General features: G+C 68.7%; 12 protein-coding genes. 4 read left to right on the forward strand and 8 right to left on the reverse strand.

The window, feature by feature from the left end; genetic code table 11:
- Positions 1–44: 44 nt before the first annotated feature.
- Positions 45–953, reverse strand: a complete 909-nt coding sequence (locus tag ACIA8E_RS18355) for a LysR substrate-binding domain-containing protein (protein WP_399299131.1) — start codon at positions 951–953, stop codon at positions 45–47.
- A 100-nt stretch (positions 954–1,053) separates the two neighbouring features.
- On the opposite strand from ACIA8E_RS18355, the gene ACIA8E_RS18360 reads away from it, so the two are divergent.
- Entirely contained in the window at positions 1,054–1,962 is a 909-nt protein-coding gene (locus tag ACIA8E_RS18360) for an EamA family transporter (RefSeq protein WP_399299133.1), read from the forward strand.
- Positions 1,963–1,971: 9 nt separating this feature from the next.
- On the opposite strand, the gene ACIA8E_RS18365 is transcribed toward ACIA8E_RS18360, so the two are convergent.
- Together ACIA8E_RS18365 and ACIA8E_RS18370 are read right to left on the reverse strand one after the other, a co-directional pair.
- A complete protein-coding gene (locus tag ACIA8E_RS18365) occupies positions 1,972–2,760 on the reverse strand; it encodes a sugar phosphate isomerase/epimerase family protein (protein ID WP_399299135.1) in 789 nt (262 codons plus the stop codon).
- 121 nt (positions 2,761–2,881) lie between these two features.
- Positions 2,882–3,946 (reverse strand): LacI family DNA-binding transcriptional regulator, encoded by a 1,065-nt coding sequence (locus ACIA8E_RS18370; protein ID WP_399299137.1) that lies wholly within the window; start codon positions 3,944–3,946, stop codon positions 2,882–2,884.
- A 107-nt stretch (positions 3,947–4,053) separates the two neighbouring features.
- Between ACIA8E_RS18370 and ACIA8E_RS18375 the strand changes: the two genes are divergently transcribed.
- The 3 genes from ACIA8E_RS18375 to ACIA8E_RS18385 are packed head-to-tail and all read left to right on the forward strand — an operon-like array spanning position 4,054 to position 7,174.
- Positions 4,054–5,205: a Gfo/Idh/MocA family protein gene (locus ACIA8E_RS18375; RefSeq protein ID WP_399299139.1), complete on the forward strand. Its 1,152-nt coding sequence runs from the start codon at positions 4,054–4,056 to the stop codon at positions 5,203–5,205.
- A complete protein-coding gene (locus ACIA8E_RS18380; protein WP_399299141.1) occupies positions 5,202–6,347 on the forward strand; it encodes a dihydrodipicolinate synthase family protein in 1,146 nt (381 codons plus the stop codon). The genes ACIA8E_RS18375 and ACIA8E_RS18380 overlap by 4 nt, the downstream gene beginning before the upstream one ends.
- Positions 6,344–7,174 carry a sugar phosphate isomerase/epimerase family protein gene (locus ACIA8E_RS18385; protein WP_399299143.1) on the forward strand — a complete coding sequence of 277 codons (831 nt, stop codon included), beginning with the start codon at positions 6,344–6,346 and terminating at the stop codon, positions 7,172–7,174. Before ACIA8E_RS18380 ends, ACIA8E_RS18385 begins: the two co-directional genes overlap by 4 nt.
- A gap of 268 nt (positions 7,175–7,442) precedes the next feature.
- Here ACIA8E_RS18385 and ACIA8E_RS18390 read toward each other — a convergent pair whose 3' ends face one another.
- The 5 genes from ACIA8E_RS18390 to ACIA8E_RS18410 form a co-directional block, all read right to left on the reverse strand.
- Positions 7,443–7,910 carry a transglycosylase SLT domain-containing protein gene (locus ACIA8E_RS18390; protein WP_399299145.1) on the reverse strand — a complete coding sequence of 156 codons (468 nt, stop codon included), beginning with the start codon at positions 7,908–7,910 and terminating at the stop codon, positions 7,443–7,445.
- Positions 7,911–8,328: 418 nt separating this feature from the next.
- On the reverse strand, positions 8,329–8,769 hold the full coding sequence (locus ACIA8E_RS18395; protein ID WP_399299147.1) for a hypothetical protein: 441 nt from the start codon (positions 8,767–8,769) through the stop codon (positions 8,329–8,331).
- A 200-nt stretch (positions 8,770–8,969) separates the two neighbouring features.
- On the reverse strand, positions 8,970–9,737 hold the full coding sequence (locus ACIA8E_RS18400) for a hypothetical protein (RefSeq protein ID WP_399299149.1): 768 nt from the start codon (positions 9,735–9,737) through the stop codon (positions 8,970–8,972).
- 71 nt (positions 9,738–9,808) lie between these two features.
- Entirely contained in the window at positions 9,809–10,453 is a 645-nt protein-coding gene (locus ACIA8E_RS18405; protein WP_399299151.1) for a hypothetical protein, read from the reverse strand.
- Positions 10,454–10,460: 7 nt separating this feature from the next.
- Positions 10,461–13,106, reverse strand: coding sequence for a hypothetical protein (locus tag ACIA8E_RS18410; RefSeq protein ID WP_399299153.1), 2,646 nt, complete (start codon positions 13,104–13,106; stop codon positions 10,461–10,463).
- Positions 13,107–13,146: the final 40 nt, after the last annotated feature.

The following is a 13,146-nucleotide window of genomic DNA, read 5'->3' on the forward strand; positions in this document are numbered from 1 at the left end:
CCCCCCGCGCCCCTTTCCCCCGCACCCCCGAAGAGGCCCCACCCCTACGCCAGCCCCACCCTCGCCCCCCGCGCCTGAAGGGCCGTCACCGCCGCCGTGATCGCCGGCCGCCGAGCCGCCTCCGTCCGCCACACCGCGTACAGCCTCCGCACCGGCACGGGATCGAGCCGCACCGCCACCACCCCGGCCGGCAGCGGCCCGCGCCCCAGCCGCGGGATCATCGCGACGCCGAGACCGGCGGCGAGCAGTGCCAACTGGGTGTGGTTCTCCTCCGCCTGGTGCCGGATGTCCGGCTCGTAACCCGCCGCCCGCAGCGTCCGTACGAGCCAGTCGTGGCAGACCGTCCCCGGCGGCTGGCAGATCCACCGCTCCTTCGCCAGCTCCTCGCGTCGCACCGCGTCCCGCCCGGCCAGCCGGTGGCCCTCGGTCACCAGCAGATCGCACCGGTCGTCGCCGATCACCGCCTGTGCCACGCCCTCCGGGGCAGGCAGCGGGGCGATGTCCCAGTCGTGCGCGACCGCCAGGTCGATCACGCCCTTGGCCACCAGATCGACGGACAGATGCGGATCGACCTCGGTCAGCCGGACGTCCAGAGTCGGGTGGTCCTGCTCCAACTCGGTCAGCACACCGGGCAGCAGACCGCGCGCCGCAGAGGCGAAGGCGCCGATCGACAGCCGCCCGGTGGGCAGCCCCCGACGCTCCTCCAGCGTCGTCTCGGCACGCTCCACGATCGCCAGCAACTGCTGGGCGGTGGCGGCGAGATGGAGCGCCTCCTCGGTGAGCGCGACTCCGCGACCACGCCGTTCCAGCAGTGTGGTACGGGTCTCCCGCTCCAGCTTGGTGATCTGCTGGGAGACCGCCGACGGGGTGTAGCCGAGAGCTGCCGCGGCGCCCGCGACGGAGCCGTGGACGGAGATGGCGTGCAGGGCGCGCAGTCGGGACAGATCGAGCACCGGAACCTCCCGGACCTTGCCGATTCATTAGCGATGCTCAATTCCACCATGAAGAAATCCGCGCTGGTGCTACATGGTCCGGGCAGGTGACCCTCGGTCCATGCGTCCCCTTCACATAGCCCTGGCCGCCCTGGTGGCTGCCGTCTGGGGTGTCAATTTCGTCGTCATCGAGGTCGGTCTCGGCCACTTCCCGCCGCTGCTCTTCTCCGCCCTGCGCTTCCTGGTCGCCGCCCTGCCCGCGGTGTTCTTCGTCGGACGCCCCAAGGTCGCCTGGAAGTGGATCGTGGGCGTCGGACTCGTCCTCGGAGTGGCGAAGTTCGGGCTGCTCTTCATCGGCATGGACCGGGGGATGCCCGCCGGACTCTCCTCCCTGGTGCTTCAGGTCCAGGCGGTCTTCACGGCCCTGTTCGCGGCGCTGGCGCTCGGCGAACGACCGGGCAAGGTCAGGATGCTGGGAATGGCGGTGGCCCTCGCGGGCATCGGGGTGGCGGCGGTCGACGAGGGCGCGAGCGGCCCCGTGCTCGCCTTCGTCCTGGTGATCGCGGCGGCGGCGTGCTGGGGCGTGTCCAACGTCCTGACCCGCAAGGCCGCCCCGCCGGACTCCCTCAACTTCATGTTGTGGGTGTCGACCGTGCCCGTACTGCCGCTGCTCGGCCTCTCCCTCCTCTTCGAAGGCTGGGACCGCGACGCCGACGCGCTCGCCGCGCTGGACTGGAGCGGCGCCGGCATCATCGTGTACGTCGCCTGGATCACGACGGTCTTCGGCTTCGGGGCGTGGGGCTTCCTGCTGCGTCACTACCCGGCGTCGTCCGTGGCGCCGTTCACCCTGCTCGTCCCGGTCTTCGGGATGTCATCGGCGGCGTTGCTGCTCGACGAGTCGGTGAGCCGACTGCGGTGGTGCGCGGCGGCGCTGCTGGTGGGCGGGGTGGCGTTGACATCTCTGGCGGGGACGCGACGGCCGAGTCCCGCGACGACGGAGACCGCGGAACCGCAGCCGGCGCGTGCCTGAACCCGGGCACTACTCCTTCGGCGCGCCCAGCCGCAGCAGATGGTCGCGTCCCGTGCTCAGCAGCCCGGGCAGGTCGGCCGCGCCCGGGTGCCAGCGCTTCTCGTACTCCCAGCAGACCCAGCTGTCCGGGTCCAGGGTGTCCAGGCATGCGCGGAGCGGCAGCACCCCGGCGCCGAGGGGCAGCGGAGTGACATCGTCCGCCGACGCGATGTCCTTCACCTGTACGTATCCCAGGTGCGGGGCGAGAACCGCATGGCTCGCGGCCGGCTCCTCGCCGGCCAGCCAGGTGTGCATGATGTCCCACAGCGCACCGACCTGCCGGTGCCCGACCGTCCCCACGACACGGGCCACTGCGGCCCCGGCCCGGTGCGAGTCATGGGTCTCCAGGAGGATCCGTACGCCCAGATCGGCGGCGTACGGAGCGGCGGCGCCCAGCCGACGGGCGGCGTTCGCATCGGCCGTGTCCGGGTCCAGCCCGCCACCCCCGGGGAATACCCGGACATTCGACGCGCCGAGATCCCGCGCCAGCTCCAGCAGGCCGGCGAGCTCGTCCAGCACCGGCTGGTCGTCTCCCTCGGCGGCGACCCGGACGTACCCGGCGACGGTCAGGATCTCGACGCCGCCCCGCTTGAACTCATCGGCCACGTCGGCGCGTTCGGCCGACGAGAGTCCCGGGTGCACCGGCTCCTCGGGGTGGGCGCGCAGCTCCACCCCCTGATAGCCGTGCTCGACGGCGAGCCGGATGACGTCGGCGACCGGCATCCCCGGCACTCCGAGGGTCGAGAAAGCGAGCTTCACGTGCGTTTTCCTTCCGTCGGTACGTGCCCCTGCGCCGTACGGACCGGACAGCGGCCCGCACATCATCGGCCCACGGCACGCGGTACGCGTACCCCCGACCCGGCGGCGGAACCCGGCCGGGTCACTTCCGTGGCGGCGCCGTCGACCCCCGGACCATCAGCTCCGCCGCGATCGTCGCGATGCCCCCCGGCGGCGGAGTCTCCTTGCCCATCGCCAGCCGGCCCGCCCGTGCCCCCGCCTCGAACAGCGGCAGTCGGACGGTCGTCAGCGCCGGGACCGCGTCCACCGAGAACGGCAGGTCGTCGAATCCGGCCACGGAGATGTCCTCGGGGATGCGGAAGCCGCGGTCCCTGATCGCCGCGCTCGCGCCCAGGGCCACTGTGTCGTTGGCGGCGACGATCGCCGTCACCTCCGGTTCGCGGCGCAGGAGTTCGAGTGTCGCGTCGTAACCGGACCGGCGGTCGTACGGGCCGTGCACGGTGAGGCGCTCCTCGTCGCCGCCCAGCCCGGCATCCTGCATCGCCTCCCGGTGACCTTCCAGCCGGTGACGGGTCGTCGTCCGCTCCAGGGGGCCGGCGACATAGCCGATCCGCCGGTGGCCGAGCGAGATCAGATGCTCCGTGAGGCGCCGGCCACCGCCCCGGTTGTCGAAGGCGAGCGCCGCCACGATCGCCTCGCCCTCCGGCAGCGGGGGCCGCCCGCACAGCACCACCCGGGTCCCCGCGTCCGCGAGTTTCGCCAGTTTCGCGTTCATCGCGGCCTGGTGCGCCGGGTCCTCCACGGCGCCGCCGGTGAGGATGACGGCTGCGGCGCGCTGGCGCTGGAGCAGGGTGAGGTAGGTGAGTTCGCGTTCGGGGGAGCCACCGGTGTTGCAGACGACGGCGAGTTTCTCGCCCCCGGCCCGCCCGGAGCCGTCGCCCGGCCCGCCGATCTCGGTCTGCGCCGCCCCGGCCATGATTCCGAAGAACGGGTCGGCGATGTCGTTGACCAGGATGCCGACCAGGTCGGACGTGGCGGCGGCGAGCGAACTGGCCGGTCCGTTCAGTACGTAGTCGAGGTCGTCCACCGCGCGCAGCACCCGCTCCCGGGTGGATGCCGCGACCGGATAGTTGCCGTTGAGCACGCGGGAAACGGTGGCGGGCGACACCCGGGCGCGAGCCGCCACATCCGCCAGGGTGACTGTCATCGCTTCCTCCGAGGGTTTTGGACCGGGCCCTCTTGTCCAGGCCGCTGTCGGCAGGCTAGCGTCATACCGTATAGAAAGCGCTTGCTACCGCTGTATGGAGGAACTTCGTGACACGCAGGACAGTGCGCATCGCCATGAACGGCGTCACGGGTCGCATGGGATACCGGCAGCACCTGGTGCGCTCGATCCTCGCGATCCGCGAGCAGGGCGGCCTCGACCTCGGCGACGGCGAGGTGCTGTGGCCCGAACCCGTCCTCGTCGGCCGCCGCGCCCACGCGCTGGAGGAACTCGCCGCTCAGCACGGTCTGACCGAGTGGTCGACCGACCTCGACGCGGTCCTCGCGGACGAGTCGATCGACATCTACTTCGACGCCCAGGTCACCTCGGCCCGCGTCGAAGCGATCAAGAAGGCGATCGCCGCGGGCAAGCACATCTACACCGAGAAGCCCACCGCCACGGACGTCGAGGGCGCCCTGGAGCTGGCCCGCCTCGCCCGCGACGCCGGAATAAAGCACGGTGTAGTCCAGGACAAGATCTTCCTGCCGGGTCTGCTGAAGCTGAAGCGCCTCATCGACGGCGGCTTCTTCGGAGAGATCCTCTCCGTGCGCGGCGAGTTCGGCTACTGGGTCTTCGAGGGCGACTGGCAGGAGGCCCAGCGCCCGTCCTGGAACTACCGGGCCGAGGACGGCGGCGGCATCGTCGTCGACATGTTCCCGCACTGGGAGTACGTACTCCACGAGCTGTTCGGCCAGGTCAAGACCGTCCAGGCACACGTCCAGACGCACATCCCGCAGCGCTGGGACGAGCAGGGGAAGCCGTACGCCGCCACCGCCGACGACGCCGCCTACGGCATCTTCCAGCTGGCGAGCGGCGCCGTCGCCCAGATCAACTCCTCCTGGGCCGTGCGCGTCAACCGCGACGAGCTCGTCGAGTTCCAGGTCGACGGAACCCACGGCTCCGCCGTCGCCGGGCTCCGTAACTGCCGCGTCCAGCACCGATCGGCCACCCCCAAGCCGGTCTGGAACCCCGACCTCCCGGTCACCGAGCCGTTCCGCGACCAGTGGCAGGAAGTCCCCGACAACGCCGTCTTCGACAACGGCTTCAAGGCCCAGTGGGAGCTCTTCCTGCGCCACATCGCGCTCGACGAGCCGTACACCTGGGACCTGATGGCCGGCGCCCGCGGCGTGCAGCTCGCCGAGCTCGGGCTCAAGTCCTCCGCCGAGGGCCGGCGCCTCGACGTACCGGAGCTGACGCTGTGACGATCCACCTCCCGCAGGGTCCGTACGAACCTCGCACCACCCCGCTCGACCTCGCCCCGGGCGGGTCGCCGCTCGCCTCCCGTACGGTCTTCTCCGCCGCGCATGTCGTCGCCGACCCGTACGCCGACGTCAGCCCCGACGGCCCCGCTGCCGTCGACTGGGACGCCACCCTCGCCTTCCGTCGCCACCTCTGGTCGCACGGCCTCGGCGTTGCCGAAGCCATGGACACCGCCCAGCGCGGCATGGGCCTGGACTGGGCGGGCGCGGCCGAACTGATCCGCCGCTCCGCCGCCGAGGCGAAGGCGGTCGGCGGCCGGATCGCCTGCGGCGTCGGCACCGACCAGCTTCCCGCCGGCCCGGCCACGCTCGCCGAGGTGAAGGCCGCGTACGAGGAACAGCTGACCCTGGTCGAGGAGAGCGGCGCCCAGGCCATCCTGATGGCGTCCCGCGCCCTCGCCGCCGCGGCGAACGGCCCCGAGGACTACCTGGAGACGTACGCACACCTGCTGCGCCAGGCCTCGGAGCCGGTCGTCCTGCACTGGCTCGGCCCGATGTTCGACCCGGCTCTGGAGGGCTACTGGGGTTCGACGGACCTCGACGCCGCCACCGACACGTTCCTGAAGGTCATCGCGGAACACCCGGACAAGGTCGACGGCATCAAGATCTCGCTCCTCGACGCCGAGCGCGAGATCGACGTACGCCGCCGCCTTCCCGGCGGGGTGCGCTGCTACACCGGCGACGACTTCAACTACCCCGAGCTGATCGCGGGCGACGACCGCGGCTTCAGCCACGCGCTGCTCGGCATCTTCGACCCGCTCGGGCCGCTGGCCGCCCACGCGGTGCGTGTCCTGGACACCGGGGACGTCCAGGGCTTCCGTGAACTCCTCGACCCTACGGTCGAGTTGTCCCGGCACCTCTTCCGGACGCCCACCCGCTTCTACAAGACGGGCGTGGTCCTCCTCGCCTGGCTGGCCGGCCACCAGGACCACTTCACGATGGTCGGCGGCCTCCAGTCCGCCCGCTCGCTGCCGCACCTGGCGAAGGCGTACGAACTCGCCGACCGGCTGGGCCTGTTCCCCGACCCGGAGCTGGCCGAATCCCGGATGCGCGCCCTGCTCACGGTCAACGGAGGTGTCCGATGACGGACCTGTCGCGTCTGAGCATCAACCAGGAGACCATCAAGCAGTGGTCGCTGCCCGAGCTCACCGAGGGCTGCGTCAAGGCGGGCATCGACAAGGTCGGCCTGTGGCGGGCCCCTGTCCAGGAGTACGGGGTCGAGCGCACCGTCCAACTCCTCACCGACGCCGGGATCTCCGTCACCAGCCTCTGCCGGGGCGGCTTCTTCACTGCACTCGACCCGGCCGATCGGGCCCGCGCCCTGGACGACAACCGCGCCGCGATCGACCAGGCGGCGGCTCTGTCCACCGACACCCTGGTCCTGGTCTCCGGCGGCCTCCCGGCGGGCAGCCGCGACCTCCACGGCGCCCGTGAACGCATCGCGGAAGCGCTCGCCGAGCTGGGTCCGTACGCGCAGGAGCAAGGCGTCCGCCTGGCCATCGAACCGCTGCACCCGATGTTCGCCTCGGACCGTTGCGTCGTCTCCACCCTGTCCCAGGCCCTGGACATCGCCGAGCGCTTCCCGGCGGAGCAGGTCGGCGTGGTCGTCGACACGTACCACATCTGGTGGGACGACCAGGCGGCCGCACAGATCGCCCGGGCCGGTGCGGGCGGCCGTATCCACTCGTTCCAGCTGGCGGACTGGATCACCCCGCTCCCGGCGGGCGTGCTGGTGGGACGGGGCCAACTCGGCGACGGAAGCGTCGACTTCCGCGCATTCCGCGAGATGGTCGAGGCCACCGGCTTCACCGGGCCGATCGAGGTGGAGATCTTCAACGAGGGCCTGTGGGCGCGGGACGGCGCCGAAGTTCTCGCGGAGGTAACGGCCCGGTACGTCGAGCACGCCTGCTGAGAGCGGGTGCGAGGCGGCCGGGCAAAGACATCGCAAAGGCGTGCAACCCTTCGGTGGCCTGCCGGGTCGTATCTTGCGTCGGGCGCTTCCGGGGAGGGATCCGGGGGGATCGGGAAGCCCTGATGAGGGTGGGGAAAGCGAGAGGGGCCCGGTCTTGGACCGGGCCCCGTTTCGCCTTACCGGGCCTGTTTCGCCCGCCTCCGGCAACCGGCCGGCCTGGACCGAGCCGGTTCGGCAGCCGTCGTGGACCGGCTTCGGCGCCGGCTGATCAGTAGGCCGAGTTGACGTTGTCGATCGAGCCGTAGCGGTGGGCCGCGTAGTTGCAGGCGGCGGTGATGTTGGCGACCGGGTCGTAGATGTTCCACGAGGTGCCGGTGACGTGGTACGTCTTGAAGGTCGGGTCGATGACCTGGAGCAGACCCTTGGACGGTATGCCCTTGGCGGCGTTGGAGTCCCAGTTGTTGATGGCGTTGGGGTTGCCGCTGGACTCGCGCATCAGGTTGCGGTAGATGCCGTTGTAGGAGCCCGGGATGCCCTTGGCGTGCATGATCTCCAGCGACTGGTTGATCCAGGTGCTGACGTTGCCGGTGGACTGGGCGGGGGTGGCTGCCGAGGCGGCCGGAGCACCGGCGACGGTGCAGGCGGCGATCGCGGTACCGGCGGTGACCATGCCCAGCGTGATCTTCTTGATCTGGGTCATGTGAGCGAACTTCTTGGACATCGCGGGGATCTGCATCGGAATTACCTCTCCCGTGGGGATGCCAAGAATTGTTAAGCGAGTTCAAACTTCCGGTCAATGACCCTCCTTACTATCGGAATACGTACAGGGATCGGGCAACAGCGGACAAAATCGCCGCAAACAGGCCATGAAGCGGGATCTTTGTCCTACTAAGTCGCATCATGGTGGCGTGCGTCATATCGCTCACATCACACGACAGAAGTGTCAAATCGTCCCAAAATGGACATAGGAACATTGCATTGCGCGCCGCACAAGGGAGAGCTCTCTGTTCGCCCGCGTAATGAATGAAAACGCGGTGTAATGAAAGCGAGATCGACCTAGTCGAATAGCGGCCTGGGGGAGCTCGCGGGAATGGGCTCCGAGGCGCAGGATGCCGTCGGGGAGCCATCTGCTGCAGAGGGTCGGAGCAGGTTGGTCAGGCCGGGGCCATGGCCCCCGACCACATCGGGGGCCATGATTTCCATATCTGTCGGCGGTTCCGAGTGGCTGGGTTCGCCCAGTTCCGCAACCACGCCCAGCAGAGCGTCACGGCCTGGAGGGCGGCCGAGAGTGGCGGAGCGTTGCGCTGGTGGATCTCTGGGTGCGGCAACCCTCTGAAGTCGAACTGGCCCCAGATGTCATGGAAGACCGCACCTCGGCCGACAGGCCGAGCGGCTCGGGCGATATCGCCCGAGCCGACCAGCTGGTGCTCGTGGCGCGGCTTGCCGTCGGCGTCGAACCGGATAGCGGGCCCGGAGGCGAGAATGTCTCCGGCCTCAGCCTCGGCGAAGCCTGCGGGTCGCATGCCGCGCACGCCCTGTGGCAACTCCGGGTCGTCGAGCGGACCCTGGACCGGAATGCGGGTGGTCGCGGCCATGCCGCCCAGAGGAGGGATGAACCGGTCCGGTGGCTCCGCTTATGCCAGGGAGGGGCTTATCCCTCGTCCTTGAGCCAGTTCTTCGTGGGCCGACCCGTTCCGCTTTCGGACACAGGAGCCCCGTCCGGAATCCTTCCTCGTCGTCCGCCGCGCGTTCGTACCCACCCTGTCGATTCCGGGCGCGCGACGGAGCGCCCAGCTCAGCGGGGTCCGGTGAGTTTCTTCGTCACGGATTCGATGAATGCGGCGGCCTCGGTCTCGGGGATCTCGACGTGGTCGGTGTCGTTGTGTCCGAGGTCGTACAGCCTGAGGTATTCGGTCGGCTCCCAACGGAGATTGCTGGTGAAGGCTTCGTCATACGTCCGGTCGTCGTCAAGTCGGCGCCGGACGATGCCGCGCGGGCTGTTCCGGGGGTGGCCCTCGTCGATCTTCGCGAAGTACGTGATCTCGCCCTCGGCATCCAGAGCGTCGAGAGTAGTGGGGGCGAGGGTGAGGAAGGGGGTGGCGGAGAGATTGCTCTCAACGTTTCCCAGCCGGATCATCACGCCGCTGAGGTCGATGTACTCCTCGAGGAAATAGCCCCCGCCGCGCTCGTACATGAGCAGAAGCGGTTCGTAGGGATCCGGCAGATCACCAGGCCACTCGATCTGAGCATCCCTGAGCACCGCCCACCGGACCGCACCTCGGCACGTGGTCCTGAGGGAGGCGGGGCCGAGCCCGCTCAGGACCTCCGCCAGAGTGGTGGCGACTTCAGGCGGCGTCTGGACCGCAGCGTCGACGTACTCGGCAATGTCGAAGAACGGCCACGACCGCTCGGCACCGTAGGCCCGTGCCCACAGGGCCGCGCGGCGCAGGTACTCCCGCATCAACAGGGCACGCGAATTTGCGTGTTCGAATGCCTTGGAGTCGTCACTCCAGTCGATGGCATGCAACCGGTCGAACGCCGCGCGCGAACATTTGAGAGTCACTTCAATGCTAGGCCCTTCACTTTCAGCTGCCGATGAAGAGTACGGTGCGCGAGGACCCTGATTCGGTCTGCTCAGAGTTTGTTTGTGACGTCGGGCCCTGATCCGTCTTCGAGTGCATCGGGGATGCCGATGCCTAGTGGCGTGGCGAATCCGAAGAGCGTGGCTTCGCCGGGTTCCGCGTCCACGCCGAGTAGCGCGTTCAGATCCTGAAGCGCGGCAGTGAGACGGGGGGCATTACGCTCGTACACGTCAGGGTGCGGGCGGCCTGCGAAGTCGAACCAGCCCCAGATGTCGTGGTGGACGGCGAGTTCAGCGGAGAGTCCTACGGGTGCAGGGGACACCGACAGGCTGAGCAGGCGGGGCTCCCCGCGCGGTGCTCCCTCAGGGCCGAACCACTGTCCAGGTCCAACCACCTGCAGGTCATCGACATCGGCGCCGGGGAAGCCCACGGGGCGACTGTTGCGGATCTGTTCGGGCAGATTCGCATCACTCAAGGGAACCGTCAGTGCCAGGTTCGTCGTGATGTTGATGCCGCCTGAGTCGAGGATGTACCAGCGGTATTCGAGTCGATGAGGCGTAAGCAGCTTGTATTTCTGCAGGACCTCGACGATTCGGGCCGCTGTGACCAGCGCTGATTCGAGGCCGGGCGGTGCGAATTCTTCGAGATCCCAGAACCATGAGCCGCACTCACGTGGGGCGCGCATCAGAGTGGACATGAAGACCTCACGGGAGAACTGGGCGGTTGGGCGGAACGGTTATGGAGCCGTCGTGGAAGCGTAGCTGGAACGTAGCCCCGGCTCTCCTGGCCTGGAACTCTACTTCCTTGAACATCTTGGCGTTGAGATCCGTCAAGGACTGATGCACGTCCAGAATGGCTATCTTCTTCGCGGCCGCGTCGGGCAGGAGTTGCTTGGCCGCCTTCTTGGCCGCGCTCTTGATCCCATCAATATTGTCTACGTCTTTCAACTGGTAGCCGTAGTGGGGCGTTCCGTCGGGATGGAGCGTGGTCACGTCCAGGTCGAGACCAGTCACGTCGTCCGTGAGCTCGAACGCAAGATGTCCGAATCCCCTGCTCTGCAGCTCCGTTGCATGGCTCAGCGCCATGTACGCGGCAGGGACCATGCTCTTGCTTCCCTTGGTGGCACCCTGCTTGCACATGCTGAGGATTTCCTCGTAATTTTTCACGCCGTTGAGGTGCCCGCGAGAAATCAGGTCGGCAACCTCGGAGCCGAAGGGCTCCTTGCGTAGCGTACGCAGCACGCGTAGCTGATCCTGCGGGTCCATTTTTGCACGGGAGAGCGCGTCGGTGAGCCCTGCTTCCTGTTCGGGCCGCATGGGCTCTGTCGGCGCGTGTGACGTGTCGTCGCCCCTGCTGTAGCGCTCCGGAGTGATCTCGTCGATGGGGGAGGCGGGATGCGCCCCACCGGGCACGCCGGACTGGTCTCCGCTGTGCGGAACTTGCGCTGATTCGTGTGCTGGGCCGGTCGGTCCCTCGTGGCCGCCGCCGGTTGGTCCCTCGCCGTGACCGCCGCTCTCCGGACTGTGCTCGCCCCCCGGCCTGTCGCTGTGACCGCCGCCATGGGGCGGTTCGTGGCTGGCTGAGGGCCCGTGTCCGAGGTCGTCGGCGTGGCCGGTGGGCAGGTTGTCGCCGGCGTGGCCGGTAGGCATGTGGTCGCCGACTCCGCCTCCGGGGAGGTGGTTTCCTGCGTTGCCTCCGGGGAGGTTGTCGCCGATGTTGCTGCCTGGGAGGTTGTCTCCGGTGCGGCCGATGTCGCCGAGGTCGTTGCCGAGGCTGTCGCCGATGCGGATGGCGTGGTCGCCGGCGTTGGCGCCGACGTGGGCTGTGGTGTCGGCGGAGTGGGCGCCCGCGCCGACCAGCGCCGGTTCGCGGACCGGTGACGGGGTTTCGGTGTGCGGGGTGTTGGTGTCCGCGCCGGTGTCGGGGCGGATGTCCGGGGAACCTTCGACGCGGGCGTCATCGACCTTCTGGAGAACGTTGCCGTTCTCGTCGAGGAGGTTGAACTCGTTGTCGAAATACCGGGCGGGCGCGCCGGGTGCCGTGGGCAGCTTGGTGGCGCCCTCGGGCAGGACCGGGACATCGTCGGGCAGCTTGAAATTGCCGTCGGGGAGCTTGACCGCCCCGTCCGGGATGACTGCTCCCTCGGGGAGGTGTACCGCGCCGTCGGGCAGCTTGAGCGCACCCTCCGGCAGCACGATCGCATCGTCCGGCAGCTTCGGGATCTCGATGTTCTCGATCCCCTTGAGGCCCTTCGCGATGTCGCCGATTTTGGAGAGGCCGGCGCCTGCGCCTTTGGCGATGTAGGTCATGGGGTCGATGACCTTGCCGGCTTTGCCTGCGACGGAGAGGACCTTGGCGACGGCGCCGGCTTTGCCGGCGCCTGAGACTCCGGCGCCTGCGCCGCCGGTGAAGACGGTGGTCAGGACGTTGAAGGTGACGGCTCCAGCGGCCCGGCCGGGGTTCTTGCCCCACTCGTCCCAGGCGACGAGTGCTTTCCCGGTCTCCTTCATCGCGGTGCGTGAGTCACGCAGCCAGGAGGGGAGTTTGTCGTCGGGGAGGGTCCAGAACAAGGTGCTGGCGCCGGGGATCGAGGTGATCGCGAGGCCGGTGGCGAGCTGGGCGAGGCCTTTCCAGGCCTGGCCCATGGCGTCCCAGCCGCCGAACCCGACGAGGGTTCCCAGGCCCTTGATGGTGCCCCAGATCCCATCGACGATCAGTCCGTCCCAGACGAACGACTTGACCCAGTGGCCGACTTCCCAGACGTGGTGCTTCTCCTCGACCGGGTCGCCCCAGGGGAGTTTCGCGTTCTTGAGGTCGTCGGCGTTGAATCCGTACTGGTCCTTTCGGTCGGATCCGTCACCGGCGACCATCTGGATCCCGCCGGGGAAGAGGGCGGTGATCTTGTTGTGGCAGGTGCGTTCCGCGGCCCAGAACGCGGCAACGGTCGCGGTGACGTCGTCGCGGAGCTGGTTGTGCTCGTCGATCTTGTCTTCGTCGTACTCCCAGTCGTCATCGCCCTTGTTCGCGTTGACGAACGTCGTCGCATCCGCTTTGAGCTGCTCGAGCTTCGCGGCCAGTGGGCGGACTTCGGTGGCGTAGTCCGACAGGGCGGTGGAGACTTTTTCCAGGTCGTCGGCGAAGCCGTCGGCCCGGTCCTGGACCGGTTTCGTCGACGCGAACAGCTTCTCCGCCTCGGGTGCCTGGTAGTACGCGGACAAACCCTGGAACTGGGTGTGGACATCGGACCCGGTGCCGCGGATGTGCCCGGCATCGGTCTTCAGACTGCCGTAGTCCTTCTCCAGCTGCCCGAGGTCACCGGTGAACTGCGGTATCGCTTCCGGCTTGATCACTTGGTCTGCACCCCGGGCTTCGTCAGATCCAGATCCGGGA

The organism is Streptomyces sp. NPDC051664 (genome assembly GCF_044453545.1).
In the GTDB taxonomy this organism is placed as follows: domain Bacteria; phylum Actinomycetota; class Actinomycetes; order Streptomycetales; family Streptomycetaceae; genus Streptomyces.

Excerpts from the sequence above, each read along its gene's own strand:
- ACIA8E_RS18360 (WP_399299133.1), top strand. The coding sequence starts at position 1,054 with ATGCGTCCCCTTCACATAGCCCTGGCCGCCCTGGTGGCTGCCGTCTGG.
- ACIA8E_RS18370 (WP_399299137.1), bottom strand. The coding sequence starts at position 3,946 with ATGACAGTCACCCTGGCGGATGTGGCGGCTCGCGCCCGGGTGTCGCCC.
- ACIA8E_RS18385 (WP_399299143.1), top strand. The coding sequence starts at position 6,344 with ATGACGGACCTGTCGCGTCTGAGCATCAACCAGGAGACCATCAAGCAG.
- ACIA8E_RS18390 (WP_399299145.1), bottom strand. The coding sequence starts at position 7,910 with ATGCAGATCCCCGCGATGTCCAAGAAGTTCGCTCACATGACCCAGATC.
- ACIA8E_RS18395 (WP_399299147.1), bottom strand. The coding sequence starts at position 8,769 with ATGGCCGCGACCACCCGCATTCCGGTCCAGGGTCCGCTCGACGACCCG.
- ACIA8E_RS18405 (WP_399299151.1), bottom strand. The coding sequence starts at position 10,453 with ATGTCCACTCTGATGCGCGCCCCACGTGAGTGCGGCTCATGGTTCTGG.